25 protein-coding genes are annotated in these 23,926 nt (G+C 64.0%); 6 read left to right on the forward strand and 19 right to left on the reverse strand.

What is annotated here, in order from left to right:
* The first annotated feature begins 1 nt into the window (after window position 1).
* The gene (locus NMG46_RS11780) at window positions 2-1,288 is read left to right on the forward strand and encodes an FGGY-family carbohydrate kinase (RefSeq protein WP_254817811.1); all 1,287 of its coding nucleotides are present in this window, start codon (window positions 2-4) and stop codon (window positions 1,286-1,288) included.
* A complete protein-coding gene (locus tag NMG46_RS11785) occupies window positions 1,285-2,136 on the forward strand; it encodes a TIGR01459 family HAD-type hydrolase (protein WP_254817812.1) in 852 nt (283 codons plus the stop codon). Before NMG46_RS11780 ends, NMG46_RS11785 begins: the two co-directional genes overlap by 4 nt.
* A gap of 20 nt (window positions 2,137-2,156) precedes the next feature.
* Here NMG46_RS11785 and NMG46_RS11790 read toward each other — a convergent pair whose 3' ends face one another.
* The 6 genes from NMG46_RS11790 to tesB all read right to left on the reverse strand — a co-directional run bounded on the left by NMG46_RS11790 (window position 2,157) and on the right by tesB (window position 9,754).
* On the reverse strand, window positions 2,157-2,963 hold the full coding sequence (locus NMG46_RS11790; protein ID WP_254817813.1) for an exodeoxyribonuclease III: 807 nt from the start codon (window positions 2,961-2,963) through the stop codon (window positions 2,157-2,159).
* A 134-nt stretch (window positions 2,964-3,097) separates the two neighbouring features.
* Window positions 3,098-3,781 (reverse strand): outer membrane lipoprotein carrier protein LolA, encoded by a 684-nt coding sequence (locus NMG46_RS11795; protein ID WP_254817814.1) that lies wholly within the window; start codon window positions 3,779-3,781, stop codon window positions 3,098-3,100.
* Window positions 3,782-3,914: 133 nt separating this feature from the next.
* Window positions 3,915-6,569: a DNA translocase FtsK gene (locus tag NMG46_RS11800; RefSeq protein WP_254817815.1), complete on the reverse strand. Its 2,655-nt coding sequence runs from the start codon at window positions 6,567-6,569 to the stop codon at window positions 3,915-3,917.
* Window positions 6,570-6,947: 378 nt separating this feature from the next.
* Window positions 6,948-8,270 carry an ammonium transporter gene (locus NMG46_RS11805; RefSeq protein ID WP_254818068.1) on the reverse strand — a complete coding sequence of 441 codons (1,323 nt, stop codon included), beginning with the start codon at window positions 8,268-8,270 and terminating at the stop codon, window positions 6,948-6,950.
* Between the two features lie 49 nt (window positions 8,271-8,319).
* Entirely contained in the window at window positions 8,320-8,658 is a 339-nt protein-coding gene (locus NMG46_RS11810) for a P-II family nitrogen regulator (RefSeq protein ID WP_254817816.1), read from the reverse strand.
* 220 nt (window positions 8,659-8,878) lie between these two features.
* On the reverse strand, window positions 8,879-9,754 hold the full coding sequence (gene tesB / locus NMG46_RS11815) for an acyl-CoA thioesterase II (RefSeq protein ID WP_254817817.1): 876 nt from the start codon (window positions 9,752-9,754) through the stop codon (window positions 8,879-8,881).
* A gap of 100 nt (window positions 9,755-9,854) precedes the next feature.
* Here tesB and NMG46_RS11820 point away from each other — a divergent pair, with 100 nt between their 5' ends.
* Window positions 9,855-11,099, forward strand: coding sequence for a ubiquinone biosynthesis hydroxylase (locus NMG46_RS11820; RefSeq protein ID WP_254818069.1), 1,245 nt, complete (start codon window positions 9,855-9,857; stop codon window positions 11,097-11,099).
* A 34-nt stretch (window positions 11,100-11,133) separates the two neighbouring features.
* Here the strand turns inward: NMG46_RS11820 and NMG46_RS11825 are convergent, their stop codons facing one another.
* The 3 genes from NMG46_RS11825 to NMG46_RS11835 all read right to left on the reverse strand — a co-directional run bounded on the left by NMG46_RS11825 (window position 11,134) and on the right by NMG46_RS11835 (window position 12,382).
* Window positions 11,134-11,661 carry a hypothetical protein gene (locus NMG46_RS11825; protein ID WP_254817818.1) on the reverse strand — a complete coding sequence of 176 codons (528 nt, stop codon included), beginning with the start codon at window positions 11,659-11,661 and terminating at the stop codon, window positions 11,134-11,136.
* Between the two features lie 143 nt (window positions 11,662-11,804).
* Complete coding sequence (locus NMG46_RS11830; RefSeq protein ID WP_254817819.1) at window positions 11,805-12,161, reverse strand: YciI family protein; 357 nt, start codon at window positions 12,159-12,161, stop codon at window positions 11,805-11,807.
* 2 nt (window positions 12,162-12,163) lie between these two features.
* Window positions 12,164-12,382 carry a hypothetical protein gene (locus NMG46_RS11835; protein WP_254817820.1) on the reverse strand — a complete coding sequence of 73 codons (219 nt, stop codon included), beginning with the start codon at window positions 12,380-12,382 and terminating at the stop codon, window positions 12,164-12,166.
* 222 nt (window positions 12,383-12,604) lie between these two features.
* On the opposite strand from NMG46_RS11835, the gene NMG46_RS11840 reads away from it, so the two are divergent.
* Window positions 12,605-13,030 carry an OsmC family protein gene (locus NMG46_RS11840; RefSeq protein ID WP_254817821.1) on the forward strand — a complete coding sequence of 142 codons (426 nt, stop codon included), beginning with the start codon at window positions 12,605-12,607 and terminating at the stop codon, window positions 13,028-13,030.
* 303 nt (window positions 13,031-13,333) lie between these two features.
* On the opposite strand, the gene NMG46_RS11845 is transcribed toward NMG46_RS11840, so the two are convergent.
* The 7 genes from NMG46_RS11845 to NMG46_RS11875 form a co-directional block, all read right to left on the reverse strand.
* Window positions 13,334-13,972 carry a YceH family protein gene (locus NMG46_RS11845; RefSeq protein WP_254817822.1) on the reverse strand — a complete coding sequence of 213 codons (639 nt, stop codon included), beginning with the start codon at window positions 13,970-13,972 and terminating at the stop codon, window positions 13,334-13,336.
* A gap of 240 nt (window positions 13,973-14,212) precedes the next feature.
* On the reverse strand, window positions 14,213-14,992 hold the full coding sequence (locus NMG46_RS11850; RefSeq protein WP_254817823.1) for a succinate dehydrogenase iron-sulfur subunit: 780 nt from the start codon (window positions 14,990-14,992) through the stop codon (window positions 14,213-14,215).
* Window positions 14,992-15,429, reverse strand: a complete 438-nt coding sequence (locus NMG46_RS11855) for a DUF3052 family protein (protein ID WP_254818070.1) — start codon at window positions 15,427-15,429, stop codon at window positions 14,992-14,994. Before NMG46_RS11855 ends, NMG46_RS11850 begins: the two co-directional genes overlap by 1 nt.
* Before the next feature lie 2 nt (window positions 15,430-15,431).
* Window positions 15,432-17,270: a succinate dehydrogenase flavoprotein subunit gene (gene sdhA / locus NMG46_RS11860; protein WP_254817824.1), complete on the reverse strand. Its 1,839-nt coding sequence runs from the start codon at window positions 17,268-17,270 to the stop codon at window positions 15,432-15,434.
* 3 nt (window positions 17,271-17,273) lie between these two features.
* Entirely contained in the window at window positions 17,274-17,669 is a 396-nt protein-coding gene (gene sdhD, locus NMG46_RS11865; protein ID WP_254817825.1) for a succinate dehydrogenase, hydrophobic membrane anchor protein, read from the reverse strand.
* A complete protein-coding gene (gene sdhC, locus NMG46_RS11870; RefSeq protein ID WP_254817826.1) occupies window positions 17,666-18,091 on the reverse strand; it encodes a succinate dehydrogenase, cytochrome b556 subunit in 426 nt (141 codons plus the stop codon). The genes sdhD and sdhC overlap by 4 nt, the downstream gene beginning before the upstream one ends.
* 243 nt (window positions 18,092-18,334) lie before the next feature.
* Window positions 18,335-18,715, reverse strand: a complete 381-nt coding sequence (locus NMG46_RS11875; protein ID WP_254817827.1) for a hypothetical protein — start codon at window positions 18,713-18,715, stop codon at window positions 18,335-18,337.
* A gap of 231 nt (window positions 18,716-18,946) precedes the next feature.
* Here NMG46_RS11875 and NMG46_RS11880 point away from each other — a divergent pair, with 231 nt between their 5' ends.
* On the forward strand, window positions 18,947-19,306 hold the full coding sequence (locus NMG46_RS11880; protein WP_254817828.1) for a hypothetical protein: 360 nt from the start codon (window positions 18,947-18,949) through the stop codon (window positions 19,304-19,306).
* On the opposite strand, the gene NMG46_RS11885 is transcribed toward NMG46_RS11880, so the two are convergent.
* Window positions 19,290-20,510, reverse strand: a complete 1,221-nt coding sequence (locus NMG46_RS11885) for a GGDEF domain-containing protein (RefSeq protein ID WP_254817829.1) — start codon at window positions 20,508-20,510, stop codon at window positions 19,290-19,292. The genes NMG46_RS11880 and NMG46_RS11885 overlap by 17 nt on opposite strands.
* Window positions 20,511-20,585: 75 nt before the next feature.
* Window positions 20,586-21,782: a diguanylate cyclase gene (locus tag NMG46_RS11890; protein WP_254817830.1), complete on the reverse strand. Its 1,197-nt coding sequence runs from the start codon at window positions 21,780-21,782 to the stop codon at window positions 20,586-20,588.
* Window positions 21,783-21,942: 160 nt separating this feature from the next.
* On the opposite strand from NMG46_RS11890, the gene NMG46_RS11895 reads away from it, so the two are divergent.
* Complete coding sequence (locus tag NMG46_RS11895; protein ID WP_254817831.1) at window positions 21,943-22,254, forward strand: hypothetical protein; 312 nt, start codon at window positions 21,943-21,945, stop codon at window positions 22,252-22,254.
* Between the two features lie 60 nt (window positions 22,255-22,314).
* On the opposite strand, the gene leuC is transcribed toward NMG46_RS11895, so the two are convergent.
* Window positions 22,315-23,724: a 3-isopropylmalate dehydratase large subunit gene (gene leuC, locus NMG46_RS11900; RefSeq protein ID WP_023722709.1), complete on the reverse strand. Its 1,410-nt coding sequence runs from the start codon at window positions 23,722-23,724 to the stop codon at window positions 22,315-22,317.
* Between the last annotated feature and the right edge of the window lie 202 nt (window positions 23,725-23,926).

The following is a 23,926-nucleotide window of genomic DNA, read 5'->3' on the forward strand; positions in this document are numbered from 1 at the left end:
CATGCCGCGTTCGTCTGGCCCGCTTGCCATCGGCATCGACATCGGTACATCCGGCGCGCGCGCCGTCGCCATGCGCCCGGACTTTTCCATTGCCGCGCATTCCGCTATTGCCCTCGAGCGATTTGGGCCGAACGGCCGCGACCCCGCCATCTGGTGGGAGGCCGTCGGCGCGACGTTGGCGGAACTGCTCAAGTGTATCGATCGCGCGGCAGTGCGCTCGATCGCCGTCGACGGTACGTCGGGCACGCTGCTGCCGGTCGACGGCGCCGGGCGGCCGCTGGCCGAACCGCTGATGTACAACGACAAGGTCGCTGACGACACTATTCTGAGTGAAATAGCCGGCGCGGCACCGGCAACGAGCGCTGCACTCGGGGCGACCTCCGGTCTCGCCAAGGCGCTGTCTTTCCAGCACCTGCCCGGCGTCGCCGCTGTGCTGCACCAGGCCGACTGGATCGCCGGACAGTTCTCCGGCCGCTTCGATGGCAGCGACGAAAACAACGCATTGAAAACCGGCTACGATGTCGAAACCCGCCGCTGGCCGGACTGGATCGCGGCCACCGGAATGCGCATGGAATTGCTGCCTGGCGTCGTGCGGCCGGGCGATGTCACGGGTACGCTCACCGCCAGCGCCGCGAAAATGTTCGGCCTGTCGCGTGACGTGGTCGTGGTCGCCGGCACCACCGATGGCTGTGCGTCGTTCCTGGCAACCGGCGCGACGGCGGCGGGCGACGGCGTCACTGCGCTCGGCTCATCGCTGACCATCAAGATTCTCTCCGACCGGCCGATCTCGGCGCCGCAATTCGGCATCTACAGCCATCGGCTGGGTGACACCTACCTGGCGGGCGGCGCCTCGAACTCCGGCGGCAAGGTTCTGGCCCAGCATTTCCCCGTCGCCCGCATTGTCGAACTCAGCAAAAAAATCGACCCGGCGACCGAGACCAGTCTCGACTATTACCCGCTGCCGGCGCCGGGCGAACGCTTCCCCATAGCCGATCCAGCCTTGCCGCCGCGCCTCGAGCCGCGGCCCGCCGACGACGCCGATTATTTGAAAGCGATGCTTGAGGGTATTGCGGCGATCGAAGCGCTCGGCTATCGCCGGCTTGCCGAACTCGGCGCACCCCGGCTGACATCGGTCAGGAGCGTCGGCGGCGGAGCGGCCAATCCGGCCTGGACGGCAATCCGGCAGCGCAAGCTTGGCGTCGCTCTCGTGCCGGCTCTTTCGGAGGAGGCCGCCGCCGGCACGGCGCGGCTGGCGCTGATGGGCGCTAGCGCAGCGGGGCTTCTATGACGGCCAAGGCAATTCAGCACCTCGACGGCATCGCCGCGCTGGCCGAGCGCTATCAGGTATTCCTGCTCGACCAATTTGGTGTGCTGCACGACGGCACCAGCGCCTATCCAGGCGCTGTCGAGGCCTTGTCGGCACTCAAGCGTGCCGGCAAGACCATCGTGCTGATCTCGAATTCCGGCAAGCGGGCGCAACCCAATGAGCACCGCCTGCTGAAGCTCGGCTTCGAACCGGGAAGCTGGGATCACTTTGTCTCCTCCGGCGAGGTGGCGTGGCGCTCCTTCCATCAAATGGCGGCATCCGGAGCCCTGCGCCCGCAGACAAAATGCCTGCTGATCCGCCGCGACAATGACCGTTCGGCTGTCGACGGCCTGCCCTTCGTCCTGGCCAAGGACGGCGACGATGCAGAACTGGTGCTGATTTCCGCCAGCGAGGGCGATCGCTACGACCTCGACCATTATCGCCGGCTTCTTGGTCCGGCGGCCGCGCGCCGGGTGCCATGCTTCTGCACCAATCCCGACAAGATCATGCTGACTGCCGTCGGCCCTCGCTTCGGCGCCGGCCGGCTCGCCGATCTCTATGAGAGCCTCGGCGGCAGCGTGGCGCGCATCGGCAAGCCCAATCCGCAGATATTCGAGGCAGCGCTGGCACTGGCGGGTCACCCGGAGCGCGACAGCGTGGTCTGCGTCGGCGACAGCGTCGAGCACGACATCGCCGGCGGCAACGGCGTCGGCGTCGCGACGACGCTGGTCCTGTCGGGCATATTGGCGGGGGCTCCAGACCTGGACAACGTTTTCGCCGCGCTCAACGCCCGTCCCGACTACATCGCGGATAGCTTCAGGTTTCGTTGAGTTGTTAAGGCGAGACAAAGCTAATCGAGGTTGAAACGCCCGATCACCGGCACGTGGTCCGAGGGCCGTTCCCAGCCGCGTGCCAGCCGCAGGATTTCGTAGCCGGCAAAATGCGGCACAAGGTTTGGCGACGACCAGATATGGTCGAGGCGGCGGCCACGATTTGAGGCCTGCCAATCCTGGGCGCGATAGCTCCACCAGGTGTAGAGTTTCTCCTCATAGGGCACATTGAGCCGCATCAGGTCGACCCAGTCGCCGGAGAGCCGCATCGCCTCGAAATTTTCCGTCTCGACCGGCGTATGGCTGACGACATTGAGGAGTTGCTTGTGCGACCAGACATCGTGCTCGAGCGGCGCGATGTTGAGGTCGCCGACCAGGATCGAGCCGGAGTGCTCGTCATGCTCGGCCCGCACGGCGTTCATCTCGGCAACGAAATCGAGCTTGTGCTTGAACTTTCGGTTAACGGCCGGGTCGGGCTCATCGCCGCCGGCCGGAACGTAGAAATTGTGCAGCAGGATCGTTTTGCCGCCGGCCTTGACGGTGACCGACAGATGCCGGCTGTCGTCGATCTCGCAGAAGCGGCGCTTTTCGACCACCTCGATCGGACGGCGCGCTATGGTCGCAACGCCGTGATAGCCCTTCTGGCCATGGAAGGCGATGTGCTCGTAGCCGAGCTTGCGGAACGCCTTCTCCGGAAACAATTCGTCCGGAACCTTGGTTTCCTGCAGGCAGAGCATGTCCGGCGCCTGCTCGACCAGCAGGCGCTCGACGATCGGCATGCGCAGTCGAACGGAGTTGATGTTCCAGGTAGCGACGGAAAACGGCATGTGGGGTTCCGGACAACGCAAGATCCGCCGGATGGCTCCGACGGAAGTCAATCGCGGAAACTACTGCCAGCCGCGCACCGCAAAAACAAGCCGCCCGCACCAACGCGGAAAAGCCATCCCGCAGCAGTAGAAAGTTACCGCGTCTTGGTGTTCAGCTCGCGGTTCGCCGTATAATCGATGGCGAAGGTGTCGGGGGCGAAGCTGACGCCCTCCTTGGTGTTGAAGATCATCACCGTTGTGTCCTTGCCCTGCGCATCGGTGATGGTCCACTGCCGCAATTCATAGGATTTCGGATCGAACATCATGGTGATCTTCGAATTGCCGAACACCGATTTGTCGGCAAGCTGGATGGTGGTGAGATCGTTTTCTTCCTTGACGCTTCTGACGCGCCCGCCCGACAGATCGATCTTGTCGTCGAGCAGCAGCTTCAGCGGCGTCTTCGACAGCGGATAGAGGTCGGAGGTCCGCAGTTTCTTGTTGAGGATGACCACCGACTTGCCGTCGGAAATCACCCTGAAATTCGAGGCGCCGTCATAATTGAAGCGGATCTTGCCCGGCCGTTCCAGAAAGAACTTGCCGCCGGTCTGCTCGCCCTTGGGCCCGAACTGCACGAACTCGCCGCTCATCGATTTGACCGAGGAGAAATGATCGGCGATCTTCTGCGCCGTCGCCGGAACCGCTGCTTGCGCCGACGCCAGCAGCTGGAAGCCGGGCACGACATTGGCGGCCGCCGCACCGGCCAGGACCAGACCGAGGCCGAGCACCTGCCGGCGGGTTGGGGCGAAATCCCTTTTTGGGGCGAGAGTTGCGTTTTTCATGCCGGTCACCATCATCTGATTGCTTGCTCGTTATATTGGTCTGGCCCCCCAGTTGGGCTTAAGTTTGGCGGGCCGCACGGCGCTCATCGTTGCAACGCGCCAAAAGGTTCAAAGTTGCCGGCGCGGATGTGCTCTAGAACTTGTCGTCCTCCGTCGGCACCAGGATTTCGCGTTTTCCGGCATGGTTGGCCGGGCCGACAATGCCTTCCTTCTCCATCTTCTCGATGATCGAGGCGGCGCGGTTGTAGCCAATGCCGAGCCGGCGCTGGATGTAGCTGGTCGAGGCCTTGCCGTCGCGCAGCACCACCGCAACCGCCTGGTCGTAGGGATCGTCGGAATCCTCGAAATTACCGCCGTCGCCGCCGCCACTGCCTTTGCCCGTCGGCTCGTCGTCATCCTTGTCGTCGTCCTCCGTGATGGCGTCGAGATATTCCGGCACGCCCTGCAGCTTCAGATGCGCGACGATCTTCTCCACCTCGTCGTCGGAGACGAAGGGACCGTGCACGCGCTGGATGCGGCCGCCGCCGGCCATGTAGAGCATATCGCCCATGCCGAGCAGCTGTTCGGCGCCCTGCTCGCCCAGGATGGTGCGGCTGTCGATCTTCGATGTCACCTGGAACGAGATGCGGGTCGGGAAATTCGCCTTGATGGTGCCGGTGATGACGTCGACCGACGGCCGCTGCGTTGCCATAATGACATGGATGCCGGCGGCGCGCGCCATCTGCGCCAGGCGCTGCACCGCGCCTTCGATGTCCTTGCCGGCGACCATCATCAAATCGGCCATCTCGTCGATGATGACGACGATGTAGGGCATCGGCTCGAGGTCGAGGTTCTCCGTCTCGTAGATCGCTTCGCCGGTCTGGCGGTCGAAGCCGGTCTGCACGGTGCGGGAAATCCTTTCGCCCTTTTTCTCGGCCTGCTGCACGCGCGCGTTGAAACCGTCGATGTTGCGAACGCCGACCTTCGACATCTTGCGGTAGCGGTCCTCCATCTCGCGCACGGTCCATTTCAGCGCCACCACCGCCTTCTTCGGATCGGTGACCACCGGCGTCAGAAGATGCGGGATGCCGTCATAGACCGAGAGTTCCAGCATCTTTGGATCGATCATGATCAGCCGGCAGTCCTGCGGCGTCAGCCGATAGAGCAGCGACAGGATCATGGTGTTGATGGCGACGGACTTGCCCGAGCCGGTGGTACCGGCGACCAGCACGTGCGGCATTTTGGCGATGTCGACGATCACCGCCTCGCCATTGATGGTCTTGCCCAGCGCCAGCGCCAGCTTGGCCTTGGTGGTCTCGAAATCGCGGCTGGCCATGATCTCGCGCAAATAGACGGTCTCGCGCCTGGCGTTCGGCAATTCGATGCCGATGGCGTTGCGGCCCGGCACCACGGCGACACGGCAGGCGATGGCGCTCATCGAGCGGGCAATGTCGTCGGACAGGCCGATGACCCGCGACGATTTGATGCCGGGCGCCGGTTCCAACTCGTAGAGCGTGACGACCGGACCCGGACGCACATGGATGATTTCGCCTTTGACGCCGAAATCCTCCAGCACGCCCTCGAGCAGGCGGGCGTTCTGCTCCAGCGCGTCCTTGGACAGGCTTGCGTCGCGCACCACGTTCTTCGGTTCCGACAGGAAATGCAGCGACGGCATCTCGAATTTCTCCGAGCCGATCAGCGACGTCTGCGCCTCGCGCTGGACGCGGGCGCCTGGTGCCGGCCGCGGCGCCGGCGCCTCGACGCGCGTCGCCGCGTCGGAGCGGAAGTTCTGCACCTTTGCCGTCGGCGCGGCGCGGCGCTGGCCGGCCGGCTCGGGCGCGAAATCCATGTCGTCATTGTCGTCGTTGTCGAAGACGTCGGCATCGTCGGGGTCGATCGAGGCACTGCGGTCGTTGACCATGGCGGCGAAGAATTCCGGCTCGACGCGGGCGCGCCCGCCCGGGCTCATCCGCGCCTCGGCGAACTCGGCCGATTCGACCCGTTCGGCCGCCCGCCGCCAAGCGCTGGGGCGCGGTTCCATCTCCGGTTCGAAATCGTCGCGCTCGCGCCGACGCGCGGCGCGGCGGCGCAGGTAGGCCCGCAGCGACAGCCACCAGTGGGTGATGGCGCCAAGCGCCAATATGCCTTCGTCGCCCTCGTCCTCTTCATTGTCGAAAAGCAGGTCGTCCTGCGGATCGGGCACTGCAGGCTGTTCGAGGACGGCAAAGCCGTTCTTGCGCGAAATCAGCGCCGAGCCATACAAGAATACCCACAGCGCCGGCGCTGCCAGGAGCACGGCGAGCACGCTGGCGACGAGGCCGGTCGGATAGCCGCCGATGATGAGGCCTGGGATATTGAGCACCATATCGCCGAATACGCCGCCGAGGCCGGTCGGCAGCGGCCAGGTCTTGGGCGGCACCACGCAGCCGGCGATTGCCGCGCCAAGCAGCGAAAACCCGAACCAGGCGAGCGCCCGTTTCGGCAGCCTGTCGACGCCGCGCGCGGTAAACAGCAGAAATCCCCAGATCACCGCCGGCACCAGTGCCGCAACGGCGGCAAGCCCGAAGAACTGCATGGCGATGTCGGAAAAGACGGCGCCCGCATAACCCATTGCATTGGTGACGATATTATCGGTGGCGTGCGAAAAGCTCGGATCGGCGACGTTCCAGGTGGCAAGGGCGGCGACGCCGAAGCCAACCAGAGCAAACAGCCCGGCACCGACCAGCCGCCCGACCTGGCGCCTTGCGAACGCCCGGATGCCGTGCCCCGTATCGGCCAGCGCAAGCGGTGCTGAAGCCCCTGAACGCATGCTCTTCCTCGTCTGTCGTTGCCCGGCCGGGCGCGGACGCGCAACACGGCAGATTCGGCTGTCAGACTAGCGGCGGGAAGGTTAAGGGCGCATTAACCATGGGCAATCTGCGTCTCAGGGACGGGCGCAAGATGTCATGCCTGACGTCCCATTCGAACATGACGACCGCCACCACAGTTCGGAGCCGCCGCGGCCGATGTTTCACGCCGCCGGCGGATCGAGCACCCTTGATCAAGCGACCGCGATCGAGCCATCACGGCCATCCGCGCGCAAAAAAGAGGCCCGGAAGGTTTCCGGGCCTCAAGGCGTGAGTCCTTTCGGGAGCGTCACGACGGGATCTTCCCGGCACCGGCAAAACGCCGATGCCGGCCAATGCCTTTACGCCACCACTTCGCCGTGCTGGCTGATGTCGAGGCCTTCGACCTCTTCCTGGGTGGAAGGACGCAGGCCGACCAGCGCCTTGACGATGTAGAGGATCACGAAACTCGCGATCGCCGTCCACAGGATGGTGAAGACGATACCGTAGAGCTGCTTGCCGACGGAGGCGCCTGAGCCGAGGCTGTTGATCGCCGGATCGGCGAGCACGCCGGTCAGCAATGCGCCGATGATGCCGCCGATGCCGTGCACGCCGAATGCATCGAGCGAGTCGTCATAGCCGAACGCGTGCTTGAGCTTGACGGCCGAGACGTAGCACAGCACGCCGGCGACGATGCCGACGATGAAGGCGCCGGTCGGATTGACGAAGCCGGAAGCCGGCGTCACCGCGACCAGGCCAGCGACGGCGCCCGAGATGATGCCGAGAACGCTCGGCTTCTTGGCGACGATCCATTCGGCGAACATCCAGGCGAGCGCCGCAGCGGCAGCGGCAACCTGGGTGTTCAGCATCGCGGCGCCGGCAAGGCCGTCGGCGGCCAGTTCCGAACCGGCGTTGAAGCCGAACCAGCCGACCCACAGCAGCGAAGCACCGATTACGGAGTAGACGAGGTTGTGCGGCGCCATGTTGGTGGTGCCGTAGCCTTCACGCTTGCCGAGAACCAGCGCGCAGACCAGGCCGGCAACACCGGCATTGATATGAACGACAGTGCCGCCGGCGAAATCGAGAACGCCGGCTGTGCCGAGGAAGCCGCCGCCCCACACCCAGTGCGCGATCGGGGCATAGACCACCAGCAGCCACGCCCCCATGAAGATGAGCAGCGCCGAGAACTTCATGCGTTCGGCGAAGGCGCCGGCAATCAGCGCCGGCGTGATGATGGCGAAGGTCATCTGGAACATCGAGAAGACGAACTCAGGGATGTTCGCCACGCCCGGCAGCCACAGCGACGAGGTGGTGATGCCGTTGTGGAAGAACTTCGAGAAGCCGCCGAGATAGGCATTCATGCCGCCGCCATCCGAGAAGGCCAGCGAGTAGCCGAACATGAACCACAGCACCGTCACCAGGCAGGTGATGGCAAAGCTCTGCATGATGGTGGCGAGCACGTTCTTCTTGCGCACCATGCCGCCATAAAACAGCGCCAGGCCCGGTATGGTCATCATCAGCACCAGCGCCGTCGAGGTCAGCATCCAGGCGGTGTTGCCGGTGTCGAGCGCGGGCGCTGGGGCAGCCGGTGCTGCCGGTGCCGCTTCCTGCGCGAACGCAGCAACCGTGCCCAGTGCAGCGAGAGCGAGCGAGCCCAAAACGGCCGCGCGTCCCGTTATCTTCAAGGTGGAAGGAATATTCATTGAACTCTCCATTGGAATACGTATCGGCGGCTCAAAGCGCGTCGGTGTCTGTTTCGCCGGTGCGAATGCGCACCGCCTGGTCGATGCCGAAAACGAAGATCTTGCCGTCGCCGATCTGGCCGGTCTTGGCCGCGGCGGTGATGGCTTCGACAGCCCTGTCGACCATGTCGACGGCGACCGCGACTTCGATCTTGATCTTCGGCAGGAAGCTGACCGCGTATTCCGCCCCGCGATAGATTTCCGTGTGCCCCTTCTGGCGTCCGTAGCCTTTTACTTCGGTGACGGTCAGGCCCTGGATGCCGACCGCGGTGAGCGCCTCGCGCACCTCGTCGAGCTTGAACGGCTTTATGATTGCCATCACGATCTTCATAAGGTTTCACCCTTTGCTGTTGCGGGTCCCCGCGTTTTGCACGACTTCGCCGATCCCCATGAGAGCCGGAGAGTGCCCGCTAGGATTCAAGCTCTGTGCCAATTGCCGAAGCAGGGTGTTAAGCTGTTGTTAAACAACGAAATCGGGAAGGTTTGCCGGCTGCCTGTTCACAGTCGCGGCAACGCATATGATTAAAAAATAGGCAAATTTCGAAAAATGCCTACTCCGCAGGCGGTCGCCTCAGCCGGATGAGTCCTTCTTGGGCAACCGAGGCGATCAACGTGCCGTCGCGGGCAAACAGCGAGCCGCGGGTAAAACCGCGCGATCCTTGCGTCGACGGGCTGTCTTGCGTGTACAGCATCCAGTCGTCGAGCGGGTGGCTGCGGTGGAACCACATGGCATGGTCGAGGCTGGCTGCCTGGATATCGCGATCGAAAATGGCGCGGCCATGGGCAAAGGTTGAGGTGTCAAGCAGCGTCATGTCGGAGAGGTAAGCGAGCACAGCCGCCTGCGTGGCGCGATCGGCCGGCACCGGACCGGTGGTGCGGATCCAGATGTTCTGCTTCGGCTCGAGCTTTTCCCGGCTGGTATAATGCTTCAGCATCACCGGCTTCATCTCGATCGGCCGGTCGCGCTCCCAATAGCGCTTGATGCCCTCGGGCACCGCTTCGCCGAACTTGCCCAGCAATTCGCGTTGCGACAGCAACGTGTCGGGCGCCGGCACGTCCTGCGGCATCGGCACCTGATGTTCCAGGCCGACCTCATCCTGCTGGAACGAGGCTTCCAGCGAAAAGATCGCCTGGCCGTGCTGGATCGCCACGACGCGGCGCGTGGTGAAGGAGCCGCCGTCACGGATACGGTCGACCTCGTAGATGATCGGCACCTTGGTGTCGCCCGGCCGCATGAAATAGCCATGCAGTGAGTGCACATAGCGCTCGGGCTCAACCGTTCGCTGTGCGGCGACCAGCGCCTGGGCGATGGTCTGGCCGCCGAAGATGCGCTGCCAGTCGAGCTTGGGGCTGCGACCACGATACAGGTTGTGTTCCAGCTGCTCGAGGTCGAGAATGCCGAGAAGCTCGTCCATGGCTGCCGTCATCTTGACCTCGCCGCAAAATTACCATGGCGGTTTCCGACAGGAACAGCGGGCAGTCAAGGGCGGAAAGCCCGGCGACGGTCAGGCTGCGAAAGGAATTGCGATGGTGGACAGCAAGAATTCGCTCGACGTTCTTGTCGCCGGCGCCGGCTATGTCGGCCTGGCCGCCGCCGTATCGCTGAAGCAGGCGCGGCCGAGCCTTGCCGTTGCCGTCGTCGATGCAGCACCCGCCGGGGTCTGGCGGAAGGACGGCCGCGCCTCGGCGATTGCCGCCGCCGCGTGCCGCATGCTCGACCAGCTCGGCGTCTGGAACGAGATCGCGCCGGAGGCGCAGGCGATCACCGAAATGATCGTCACTGATTCGCGCACATCCGATCCGGTCCGCCCGGTGTTCCTCACTTTCGATGGCGAGGTCGCGCCCGGCGAACCCTTCGCGCATATGGTCGCCAACAAGGATTTGAACGGCGCCTTGCGCCGGCGCGCCGAACAACTCGGCATCGGCATCATCGAAGGCGTCGCCGTCAGCGCCTTCGACATCAACGGCGCCGGCATAACCGTGCATCTTGCCGACGGCGCGACGCTGAAGGCGCGGCTGCTGGTTGCCGCCGACGGCGTCAATTCGAAGCTGCGCGACATGGCCGGCATCAAGACGGTGAAATGGGAGTATGGCCAGTCCGGCATCGTCTGCACGGTGGCGCATGAGCGGCCGCACAACGGCCGCGCCGAAGAGCATTTCCTTCCCGCAGGCCCGTTTGCCACGCTGCCGCTCAAGCCGGGCAAGGACGGCACCAACCGCTCGTCGATCGTCTGGGTCGAACGGTCGCAGGATGCCGACAAGCTGGTCGGTGGCGACACCCTGGTCCTGGAATATGAGCTCGAGCAGCGCTTTGGCCTGAAACTCGGCGAAATCCATATCGCCGACAAGCCGCGTGCCTGGCCGCTTGGGCTGATCATTGCGCGCGCCTTCGTCGCGCCGCGCATCGCCTTGGCCGGCGACGCCGCCCACGGCATCCACCCGATCGCCGGCCAGGGCCTGAATCTCGGCTTCAAGGACGTGGCGGCGCTGGCCGAAGTGGTGGTTGAGGCCGACCGGCTCGGCCAGGACATCGGCGCGCTGGACGTGCTTGAGCGCTACCAGCAATGGCGGCGTTTCGACACGGTGCAGATGGGCATCACCACCGATGTGCTGAACCGGCTGTTTTCCAACGATTTCGGCCCGCTGCGCACTTTGCGCGACATCGGCCTCGGCCTTGTCGAGCGCATGCCGCGGCTGAAGGGGTTCTTCATCCGCCAGGCGTCGGGTCTGTCCGGCGACACGCCGAAACTGTTGAAGGGCGAGGCGATCTAGGGCCGGCAAGCGCGCGCGTTTTACTAGCGTTCGGTCAGTTGACCTCAAAGCCTAGCTTCTGGCGCAGCCGAAGCATGCGCTGGTCGGGAATCGGCAGGTTTTGTCCACCAGCTTCCGCCGCACGGCTGACCATTCGCAGCAGATCGTTCCTTTCAGCTGCGTCGAGCCGTTCGCGCAGAAACGGTGCCAGCTTGTCGATGACGACCGTGGCGTCGTCGCTTTGCGATGCCGCCCATTTGGCGTAGATCACGGCTTCATCGGTCTGCTTTTTGTCGGCGATCTCCGAGATCGCCGATCGAATGGCGGCTTCGCGTTGCGGCAGCACAGGACCATGCTCGGAAACAATCGCGGTGATCAGCGTCGCGGCCGCGACGACCGGATCGTCGATCGCCGTCAGCGGCGAGAGCGCCGCCTGCTTGCGCAGCTTCTTGCGGCGGATATTGCCCTGGACGCGGCCAACGACGTCGGCAACCTCACGCGCCGCGTCGTTCATGATCTTCAGCCGGTACCACCAGAACGCCGCTGCCCCAAGCAGGCCGATTGCAGCAATCAATATATGCATACCCCAAGATCCCCAATCTCGGGCGACGATAGGAGAAGTATTGCTTCGCTTCAACACGCAAAAGTTGCATCGATCGAAGAAAACGAAAGCCTGCGCCAGTCATCGGCCGCCATCACTTTGCCAAGGATCGTATCGGGACATCCCTACGACCCCGGCACGTTGTAGATCGCCCGCACCTCGATCGTGCCGATTTCGGCTAGCGGAATGCCGCCGGCGATCTCCAGCGCCTCCTCGAGATCCCCGGCCTCGATCATGACGAAACCGAGCAGCTGCTCCTTGGTCTCGGCGAAGGGGCCGTCAGTGACCAGCCGCTTGCCCTGGCGCCGGCGCACGGTCTTCGATGTCTTCACCGATTGCAGCGCCTGCGCGATGATCAGGCGGCCGCTTTGCGCCACCGACCTGTCATAGGCCAGCGAATCGGCGTCGAGCTTGGCCAGCCTCGCAGGCGTCATTGCGTAGAGATCTTTTTCTTCACCATAGACCAGGCAAACGTATTTCATCTTTACCTCCATTCCTGGGTTGGACCGTAGGACGAGGCTACGGAAACATTGGCCGGGCCTTTGGCCGCTGCATAATCGAGAAAGGACACCGCAATGCCGATAATGGCAATCGCCGCAAGCAGCCGGCCGAAGCCGGAAGGCGGCAGGCGCGACCAGTCGGCTTGTTGTTCACCGGCCATGTGGCTGGTGCTTGTCCAGTGAGCAGAAAACAGATTGTTCATGTGGTCCTCCATCCGGCCACCAATTCCATGGCCGCCCGCAGGACGGCCGGGACAGATGGAAGTCGACATTTTTGCACGCGTATTTTTTCGAATTTTTTTCGCTCGAACATGGTGTGTCACGCTGCCGCCGATACGAAAGCGTGGGTGGCCTTCGCTCCGGCGCGCGCTATAGTCGACCGGACGCCGACTACGGGCTCAATCACGACAATCAAGGAGGAATTGATGGACCGCACCGCCAACGCCGTTTGGAAAGGCAGTTTCAAGGAAGGCAAAGGCACGCTCGATACCCAGAGCGGGACGCTGAAAGGCACGCCCTATTCTGCCAAGATGCGTTTCGAGGACGAGAGCGGCAAATCCGGCACCAACCCGGAAGAGCTGATCGCCGCCGCCCATGCCGGCTGCTTTGCCATGCAACTTGCGCATCTTCTTGCCGAGAACGGCACTCCGGCTACCGAGCTCGACGCCAAGGCCGTGGTGACACTGGTCCCCGGCACCGGCATCACCGGCAGCGCGATCACGCTGGTCGGCAAGGTACCGGGCATCGATGCCGCCAAATTCCAGGAACTAGCCGAAAAAGCCAAGGGCGGATGCCCGGTCTCGAAGGCGCTCGGCGCCATCAAGGTATCGCTCGACGCCAGACTCGGCTGAGGGGCGAGGTTCGGGGCAATCGGTTCAGACAGATGGACCCCAATTGTTGAGGCCGGCGCTGCCCCTCACCCGTCCACCGGGCATTTCTCCCCGTATAGTGAAGGGGAGAAAGAAGCTGGCCCCAGCCGCGGCACCCTTCTTGCTACGCTAACTATTGGGCGAAACCGTCGATGAGAACGTCCTCTCCCCGTCACTATACGGGGAGAGGACGCCGGTAGGCGGGTGAGAGGCAGCGCTAGCCGATCGAAAGCGGCAACGAACATGTCACCTTGAGGGCGCTGTCCGCCAACGTCTCGAAAATCCTTATCGCCCATCGCCGGTCAGCGCATCCAGGCGGGCGCGCAATGCCGCGACCTCCTCCTCGAGGGCCTGCACGCGCGTCTCCAGATCCGAGGCCGGCGAGGACGATTGCAGGGGCGCTGCTGCAGTCGACAGCTGCACCGGCCCGCTGAGCAGATGGACATAGCGATCCTCGCGCTGGCCGGGGCCGCGATCGATCTGCTGCACCAGCGGCGGCCTTCGGCCGATCAGCAGATCGAGATTGCCGCGAAGCTCGTCGATCGACGGCAACCGCGCCAGGCGCTCGCTTCGCGCCAGCAATTCATAGGCCGTCTGCGGGCCGCGCAGCAACAACAGGCCGAGCAGCGCGATCTGCGCCGAGGTCAGGGAAAAGCGCTGCGCCACGACATGCTCATAGCGCTCGACGCGCGACGCGAACACCTGCCTGACGAGGCCCTTCTGCTCGAGCTGGCCAAGCGCCCGTCTGACCTCGGCAAGCTCGACCGACATTACCGGCTCGCGCGCCGTTTTCTGGTTGGCCGCCGCATGTGCTGCATTGAGCGTCAGCGGATAGACGTCCGGCGTCAGTTCCTTCTTCTCGATCAGGCTGCCGAGGACGCGCGCTTCGATGGGCGAGAGGACGGGAAGGTCGGAGTCGGTCATTGGATCGGCTATCCTTCTGAGGCCGGAGGGACAGCACCCCCCTCTGTCCTGCCGGACATCTCCCCCGCAAGGGGGGAGATCGGCAGCTTCAACGCTGTGCGTCCATTCTTGCAATGGTGGAGATTAGCGAAAGCCAAGATGACGGCCAATCTCCCCCGTTGCGGGGGAGATGTCCGGCAGGACAGAGGGGGGCGCGAAGGATCGCTACGGACAACACGATCGGCAACGCCGCCAGCCCCCTTATACCCGTCGCTCCACCATCATCTTCTTGATCTCGGCGATCGCCTTGGCCGGGTTGAGCCCCTTGGGGCAGGTCTGGGCGCAGTTCATGATGGTGTGGCAGCGATAGAGCCGGAACGGGTCTTCGAGATTGTCGAGCCGCTCGCCCGTCGCCTCGTCCCTGGAATCGATCAGCCAGCGATAGGCCTGCAGAAGCGTCGCCGGGCCGAGATAGCGATCGCCGTTCCACCAGTAGCTCGGGCAGGAGGTCGAGCAGCAGGCGCACAATATGCACTCGTAGAGCCCGTCGAGCTTTTCGCGGTCCTCGTGGCTTTGCAGCCATTCCTTGGCCGGCTCGGGCGACACCGTCTTCAGCCAGGGTTCGATCGAGGCGTGCTGGGCGTAGAAATTGGTGAGGTCGGGCACGAGGTCCTTGACCACGGCCATATGCGGCAGCGGATAGACCTTGACCGCGCCGGAAATGTCGTCGCAGCCCTTGGTGCAGGCGAGCGTGTTCGACCCGTCGATGTTCATGGCGCAGGACCCGCAAATGCCTTCGCGGCAGGAGCGGCGCAGCGTCAGCGTCGGGTCGATCTTATTCTTGATCCAGAGCAGCGCGTCGAGCACCATCGGCCCGCAATCGTCCATGTCGACGAAATATGTATCCATGCGCGGGTTCTCGTCATCGTCCGGCGACCAGCGGTAGATGCGGTATTCGCGCAGATTGGTGGCACCCTCCGGCTTCGGCCAGGTTTTTCCGGCCATGATTTTCGAGTTTTTCGGAAGCGTGAGTTCGACCATTACCTCAGGTCCTTTCGGATGACGAGCTTCAGCCCGGACCAGATCTCGTTCACGGCGGCGACCTTGACGTCGACGAGGTCGAGTTTCAGCGCCTCGGCGCGGATAACGTCCTCGGTGACGTCGGTCGGCACTTTCGACGCCTTTTTCGGCCAGGACACCCAGACCATGCCGTCGCGCTTGATCGCCGCTTCGACATCGGCGAGACGGTCCTCGATCTCTGCACGCTGTCTGGTGAAGGCGTGAACGGCATCGTATTTCAATGCAGCATTTGAAATCTTCGACCAGTCGGCCAGCCGGTCGACATGGGCGAAATCGACGGCCTCGGCCAGATCGTCGAGTTCAGGCGGCAAGGCGATGAAGGCGGCAATCATCCCGTCCTTCAGGCCGAGCTTGGCCGGACGGGGCGTGCCGGAATATCCTGCAACCGCCAGCGCCACCATCAATACACCCTGGCCTTCGGCGCAATCTTGGCCGGATTGATGCCGCCGTCTGCCTCCTTGAGCAGCGTCTCGGTGTGCACCGGCCGGTAGCTGAGCGCCACCTCGCCGGCCTCGTTGAGCCGGGCCAGCGTATGCTTGCGCCAGTTGGCGTCGTCGCGGGCCGAAAAGTCCTCCCGCGCGTGCGCGCCGCGGCTTTCCTTGCGCGCCTCGGCGCCGTAGACGGTGGTGATGGCGTTGGCCATCAGATTTTCCAGCTCCAGCGTCTCGACCAGGTCGGAGTTCCAGATCATCGAGCGGTCAAACACCTTGACGTCCTTGAGCTCGCCCCAAAGCTGCGAAATGCGCCTGCAGCCGCTTTCCAGCGATTCCTGGGTGCGGAACACCGCCGCGTCCTCCTGCATCGCCTTCTGCATTTTTTCGCGCAAAACCGCTGTCGGCGTCGAGCCGTTGGCGTGACGCAGCCGGTCGAAGCGGTCCATGATCTTTTCGACGGCGGCCTCGTTGGGCGAAGGGATCGCCGATGTCCGGTCGATCACCTGGCCGGCCCGGATTGCCGCCGCACGGCCGAACACCACCAGGTCGATCAGCGAGTTCGAGCCCAGCCGGTTGGCGCCGTGCACCGAGGCGCAGCCGGCCTCGCCGACCGCCATCAGCCCGGGCGACACCTGGTCCGGGTTCAAGGCAGTAGGGTTGAGCACTTCGCCCCAGTAATTGGTCGGCACGCCGCCCATATTGTAATGGACCGTCGGCAGCACCGGGATCGGCTCCTTGGTCAGGTCGACGCCGGCAAAGATCTTTGCCGATTCCGAAATACCCGGGAGCCTCTCGTGCAGAACGGCCGGGTCGAGATGGTCGAGGTGCAGGAAGATATGATCCTTCTTCGGGCCGACGCCGCGGCCCTCCCTGATCTCCAGCGTCATACAGCGCGAGACCACGTCGCGCGAAGCCAGATCCTTGGCTGACGGCGCGTAGCGTTCCATGAAGCGCTCGCCCTCGGAATTGACGAGATAGCCGCCCTCGCCGCGCGCGCCCTCGGTGATCAGGCAGCCGGCGCCGTAGATGCCCGTCGGGTGGAACTGCACGAACTCCATGTCCTGCAGCGGCAGCCCTGCGCGTGCGGCCATGCCGCCGCCATCGCCGGTGCAGGTATGCGCCGAGGTGGCCGAGAAATAAGCGCGGCCATAGCCGCCGGTCGCCAGCACCACCATTTTCGCCGAAAAGCGGTGGATGGTGCCGTCGTCGAGGTTCCAGGCGACGACGCCGGTGCAGGTGCCGTCCGGCTCCATGATCAGGTCGAGCGCGAAATACTCGATGAAGAACTGCGCATTGTGCTTCAGCGACTGGCCGTAGAGCGTGTGCAGCATGGCGTGGCCGGTGCGGTCGGCGGCCGCGCAGGTGCGCTGCACCGGCGGCCCCTCGCCGAAATTCATCATCATGCCGCCGAACGGCCGCTGGTAGATTTTCCCGTCCTCGGTGCGGCTGAAGGGGACGCCGTAGTGCTCGAGCTCGTAGACTGCCGCCGGCGCTTCGCGCACCATGTATTCCTGCGCGTCGGTGTCGCCCAGCCAATCCGAGCCTTTGACGGTGTCGAAGAGATGCCACTGCCAGTTGTCGGGACCCATATTGGCGAGCGAGGCGGCAATGCCGCCCTGCGCCGCGACCGTATGCGAGCGCGTCGGGAACACCTTGGTGATGCAGGCGGTGCGCAGGCCCTGCTCGGCCATGCCGAGCGTGGCCCGCAGGCCGGCGCCGCCGGCGCCGACGACCACGACGTCGAATTTGTGGTCGACATAGCTATAGGCGGAAGCCGTGTTGGCGTTCTTCGCGTCCTTGGCCAAAACTCAGCCTCCAAATGCCAGTTTAAGCAGGGCGAAGACCGAAGCGACGCCGACGATTACGGGAAAGAATGTGTTGAGGGCGAGCAGCGCCAGCCTGGCGCCTTCGCCATGCACATAGTCTTCGATGATTGCCTGCATGCCGAGCCGCATGTGGTAGAGCACCGACAGCAGCACCAGCGCCAGCACCAGTGCCACGAATGGATTGGCAAGTGCGGCGCGCACCTCGATATAGCTGGCGCCGTTGAGTGCGATCAGGAAGCCGACGAAGAACAGGACCAGCGGGATGTTGGAGATCGCCGTCAGCCGCTGGCGCCAGAAATGGCCGGTGCCCTCGCGGGCGGAACCGAGGCCGCGGACCTTGGCCAGCGGCGTGCGCATGTCGGTGTTTTTGCCGCTCATGTCACGCTCCCCCGCGCCATGTAGCCGGCGATCCAGATCAGCAGCGTCAGCGTGACCGAGCCGGCCAGCGTCGCCCAGGCGATCCTCGACGCGGTATGCTTTTCCAGCCCTGCCCCAGTGTCCCAGATCAGATGGCGCACACCGCCCAGCATGTGGTGCATCAGCGCCCAGCTGTAGCCGAACAGCACCAGCCTTCCCAGCCACGAGCCGAAGGCCCAGTTGACGGCATTGAAGGTCGCCTCCGAACTCGCCGCCGCCATCAGCCACAGCGCGACCAGCAGCGTGCCGAAATACAGCGCCCCGCCGGTGATGCGGTGGACGATCGACATCGTCATGGTGATCGGCGGCCGATAGACGGTCAGGTGCGGCGAAAGCGGCCGTTCACGTCTGGCAAATTCGCGGGTGGCTGGTGATTTGCTCATGGCTCCCCCAGTTCGGCGTCTCTGGAGCCTCAGGTGGGAATGCGGCATTGCCGCTTCCGGTTGCGACTTCGGACAGCCGGTTTCTAATGCTCTTTTTGCACCGCGTCAAAGCCGGAAAACCGTTTCGAAAACGTAATTTAGTCTGATGAAAGCGAGGCTTTCAGCTTCAATCGATTAGGACTGTCGCCTTGAGCCGGCACAATGTCGCTGCACTGCAAAATATGGCTGCCACAGGGGGGCGGATCAGCGCTTGCAGGCCAGCGGTGAGGCACCGCCCTTCATCACCAGCGCGTCACGCCCGTCGATCACGATTGCGTCATGCGCCTCGCCGTAACGGCTGGTCTGATTGGCCGGTGAGGCCGGCAGCTCGGCACTGGTGCCGTCCTGGCCGAGCACGCGCACCGACGTGCCAAGGTTCTCGATGGTCATCACGCTACCGTCGGCGCAGTTGTAAGTAGCAATGCGCGGCTGCGGTGCCGTCGGTTCGCTGGCGGCGGGAGCAAGCGACACGGAAGCGGCGGCCGTATTGCCAAGCTTGGGCGCGCTGGTCTGCGGCGCGCAGGCGGCGGCCGCCAGTAGCGGCGGAATGGCCAGCGCCACCCGAAACCTGCGGTGTAATCTCATGCTGCTTTCCCCCGCGCATCGAGCCCCCCGGATTTTCATGCTTTTTGAGTCGCGCCCGATGCCGGCGATCGTGGGAACAAGGCATGGCCGAATGATGGCCGGCGGGCGATCGGGTATTAACCATATTTTGCGAGACCTCGCCCCGGCTGCGGTTGCCCTCTTAACAAAGGTTAATAAAAGGTTAATTTCTGATTCGAGGAGGCTTGCCTCTCAGCAATGGAGCAGCACGCCATGCATTCGAATTCAGCAGGATCGCGCCTTCCCTGGTTCCTACTGGCGGCGCTCGCCTTCGGCGTCGTCGCACCGGCATTCGCCGGGGCGCGCCATCATGACCGCGTCTATGCCGATTCCTTCGGCAATCTCGTCATCGAAAGCGCCGCCGGCTACAAGCGTATCCTCGTTGGCGAGGGCAAGCTGGCCAAGGAGTTGTCCGACTACACCGGCGCCGGCCAGCCCGACGTGATCTACGAAAACGAATCGGACGATGTCCGCGGCGGCGACTGCTACAGGCCGCCGGTTTTCGTCAAGGGCCGCAGCTATATGTACGGCCTCTCCGACGGCGAAATGCCGGAGCTCAGCCCCTGCCGCTGACGGCCACGCCGCCCTTGGTTGACGGCGCCGGCAGGGCAACAGCCGGCCCCACCGAGACACGCACGCAATCGCGGCCGCTGCCCTTCGCCTGATAGAGCGCTTTGTCGGCGCGCCGCAGCAGGTCGGAAAAGCTTTCGCCCGGACCAAGCTCGGCAACGCCGAAGCTGGCGCTGCAGCGGTGATTCGCGGGCAGGCAGTCGATCGGCGTGGCACCGAAGGCGCTGCGCGTGCCCTCGGCAAAGAGCCGGGCGGCGGCTAGATTGGTCCCCGGCAGGAAAATAGCGAATTCCTCGCCGCCGATGCGTCCGGCGACATGATGGTCGGCCGCGGCATCGCGGAGAAAACCGGCAAAGGCCTCGATGACCCGATCGCCCGACGCGTGGCCGTAAGTATCGTTGATGCGCTTGAAATGGTCGAGATCGGCAATGACCAGTGCCGCTGGAACGGCGCGCCGCATGGCATCACGCAGTGCGATCTCGGCATGGCGCTCGAAGCCGCCACGGTTGAGCAGCCGCGAAAGCGTGTCGGTTTCCGATTTCGACGTCGCCTCGGCGAGCACGTCGCGGACCAGGATAGCCAATGTCACCAGCGCAAGCGCCAGGCCGAACACGGTGCCGACAGACTGCGACACCAACGCATAGCTGGTCTGCGCATAAGATTGCGGGTTGGCGCCCCAGCCACCAAGCGCATGGGCGATGAAGGGTTTGCTGGTGAATTGCAAGGTGCTGGCCGCCAGGACAGCCATCAGCATATAGTCGAGCCGCTCGCGTCTTTGCCTGGACGACAGGACGATCGCCAGCCCGGTGAATTGCATGGCCGCATAGGGAAGCTGGTAGGCCGCCATTCGCACAAAGGATTGGCGTGGCAGATCCTGGACGAAGTAGACCGCGAGGGTGGCGAAGACCAGGAAGAGCAGCATCGGCGGCCAAGGCGGCGAAACGCGGTATTTATGGGCAAGCCCGCCATTGAAGGCGATGGTAGCAGCAAGGAAAGCGGCAAAGGCGGGGACAACTACGGGGCGCGCATTGTCGAAGGCAGGAATGCTGAACTCGATCGCGAAATAAGCCATGCCGAGCACATAGCCGAACGCTAGCCAGCGCGCCGACACCCGGCCGGCGTCATAGACCGCGATCGTCATGAAGGCCGCCGCCAGCAGCCCGGCAACGAACAGGTTGATCAGCAGGATGAAATTAGCGCTGCCCATGGCGTTTTGGCACTCCCCCGAACAGCAGATCACCAACGCGCGAAAAAGACGTTAATTCGAAGCCGCCGCTGATGCTCAGCCAGCACTGGTCCGATTGGGAAGGACGACCGTTTCAGGCCGCTGATAGGACAGGCACACGCTGTCGCGGCCATTCCTCTTGGCTTTGTAGAGCGCTTCGTCGGCGCGGCGCATCAGCGGGTCTAGCCCTTCGTCGCTGGTGCGGGCGGCCACGCCGAAGCTCGCGGTAACTCTTGTCTCGGGCGGAAGCCCGTCGATTCGGCCCGCCGAATAGAGCGTGCGAACGGTTTCGGCATACAGTCTTGCCGCGCCAAGGTCGCTGAGCGGCAGCAGCACGGCGAACTCTTCGCCGCCGATGCGGCCGGCAACGCCGCGCGTACCTGCAGCCGACAGAAGCTTGGCGGCGAAATCGACGATGACGCGATCGCCGGCCGCGTGGCCATGCTGATCGTTGAGTGCCTTGAAATGATCGAGATCGGCCAGCACCAGCGTAACCGGCAATCGGGCCGTGGCACAGTGCTGCAGCACCAGCGTGGCGCGCTCCTCGAAGCCGCGGCGGTTGAGCAGGCCCGACAGCGGGTCTGTCAGGGTTTCGGTCTTCAGGGTCTTCATCACATCGAGCGCGGCGGCGCCGAACAGGCAAAGTGCAATAAGCAGCGACAGCAATGCATGCGACAGCAGCGCCGTCGTCCAATAGGACGAGGTGTAAAGCCCTTCATAGCTGGTGAACGGCCCATGCGCGATGACGACGGCAAGGGTCCGCGCCAGGAAGTTCATGCCGGAAAGCAGCGACAGCACAAACAGGACCATTTCTGTCGGGCCGTTGTTGCGCACCGCGCGCAACTCGGCGGCAACAACCAGGCTGATGCCGCCGAAGCTGAAATTGACGGCAAGGATGCGCCAGGTGAGATCCGGCCGGGCAAAAAGAAACCACGAGAACGCGGCCAGTCCGCCGCAGGCCAGAATGCCGACCGCCGTGTAAGGCACGCGCCGCCCATAGCGCGCAATGACCGCGCCGGCGAGACAGCAAGCGGCAAAGGTGAAGCACAGGATCGAGATGAGCTTGGTGGGCGCCATACCGACAGGCAGCGTGAAATACTGGAGCAGGAAGCCTGCGGCCGAGGCCGAATAGCCCGCCGCCAGCACAGCCAGATAGGAACGGTGGCGCTGATAGAACCACAGCACGAGAAATGCCGCTCCGAGCGTGAGGGCGATGCCTGGATTGAGCAGCGCTATGAGCAGGCCGGTGTCCAAGCGCTGTAATTTCCCCTCGCTTCCCTCCGGAGACGTTAGAGCGGAAGCCCAAACAAGCGGTTAAGCGAAAGCGAATATACGACAGGTGCGTCGACGCAGCCGCTGGGCGGAACCGCGAACGGCGAGCGGCGTTTCACGACGGCAACCAGGAGACGCTCCGATGGCCGACACGATCATGTTGACCGATCACGATGCAATTCGCTCATGGGCGGCGGCGCGCGCCGGCTTTCCGGCGATCGTCGACGTGTCGCCCGAAGCCGGAACGCAGCCCATGCTGAGGCTGGTCTTCGGCCAGCACGCCTATCAGGACCAGGATGAGCCCGAACGTCCGGTCAACGCCGGCGGCTATGAACTGGTCGAATGGGATGAATGGTTCGAACTCTTCGACGAGCGCCAACTGGCGCTGGTCGTTGCAAAGGACCAACCCGGCCGACGTGAGGGATTTCACGAATTTGTCAGGCGGCCCGGCTGAAGAATGCCCGAACCGCATTGCGGCTCGGGCACTCTCATATCCGACAGGGCGCGCCCTGCGCTATTTCCACTCGCGGATGTCGACGAAATGGCCGGCAATTGCCGCCGCCGCCGCCATTGCCGGCGACACCAGATGGGTGCGGCCCTTGAAGCCTTGGCGCCCTTCAAAATTGCGGTTCGAGGTCGAGGCGCAGCGCTCATGCGGCTTCAGCCGGTCGTCGTTCATGGCAAGGCACATTGAGCAGCCCGGCTCGCGCCAGTCGAAGCCGGCCGCGACAAAGATCTTGTCGAGGCCTTCGGCCTCGGCCTGTTCCTTGACCAGGCCGGAGCCCGGCACGATCATCGCGCTGACCCGTGGATTGACCTTCTTGCCTTCGATCACCTTGGCGGCGGCGCGCAGATCCTCGATGCGGCCATTGGTACAGGAGCCGATGAAGACGCGGTCAAGTTCGATATCGGTGATCTTGGTGCCCGGTGTCAGGCCCATATAGTCGAGTGCACGCTGCTTGGACGTGCGCTTGTTCTCGTCGGTGATGTCGTCCGGGTTCGGCACGATGCCTTGCACCGAGACCACGTCCTCGGGCGAGGAGCCCCAGGAGACGATCGGCGGCAGCTTTGCCGCGTCGAGCACGACGACTTTGTCGAAATGCGCGCCTTCGTCGGACTGCAGCGTCTTCCAATAGGCGAGCGCGGCATCCCAGGCTTCGCCCTTGGGGGCGCGCGGCTTGTCCTTGACATAGGCGAAGGTGGTCTCGTCCGGCGCGATCAGGCCGGCGCGCGCGCCGGCTTCGATCGACATGTTGCAGATCGTCATGCGGCCTTCCATCGACAGCGCACGGATTGCCTCGCCGGCATATTCGATGACATAGCCGGTGCCGCCGGCTGTGCCGATCTCGCCGATGATGGCGAGGATGATGTCCTTGGCGGTGACGCCTTCCGGCAGTGCGCCGTCGACGCGCACCAGCATGTTCTTGGCCTTGCGCTGGATCAGCGTCTGCGTCGCCAGCACATGCTCGACTTCCGAGGTGCCGATGCCGTGCGCCAGCGCCCCGAACGCGCCATGCGTCGAGGTATGGCTGTCGCCGCAGACGATGGTCATGCCGGGCAGCGTGAAGCCCTGCTCGGGACCGATGATGTGGACGATGCCCTGGCGGATATCCTTCTCGGAATAATATTCGATACCGAAATCCTTGGCGTTTTTGGCCAGCGCCTCGACCTGGATGCGGCTTTCCTCGTTCTTGATGCCGAACTTTCGCTCCGGCGAGGTCGACACGTTGTGGTCGACGACAGCCAGCGTCTTTTCCGGATGCCGAACCTTGCGGCCGGTCATGCGCAGGCCTTCGAAAGCCTGCGGGCTGGTGACTTCATGGACGAGGTGGCGGTCGATATAGAGCAGGCAGGTGCCGTCGTCCTGGCGGTCGACGACATGGTCGTCGAAAATCTTGTCGTAGAGGGTGCGCGGTGCGCTCATGTGCGTAAATCCGTCGATTTAAAAAGGGAAAAGGACGCCGGTCGGCCCCGGCGAAACAGCCTGGCGAGTCCGCCCTAGCGAAGTCGGCTGGTCAGCGCCCCGCAGACGCGCGCGGAAAATCGCGACGGCAGGCGTTTCCTGTCCTGCAGCACGAAACCTTTATAGGCCGGATCGCCAAAAAGCTCTTCCATGGCGCTGCTCA

The sequence above is a fragment of the Mesorhizobium sp. LMG 17147 genome (assembly GCF_024297145.1).
Classification (GTDB): Bacteria; Pseudomonadota; Alphaproteobacteria; order Rhizobiales; family Rhizobiaceae; genus Mesorhizobium.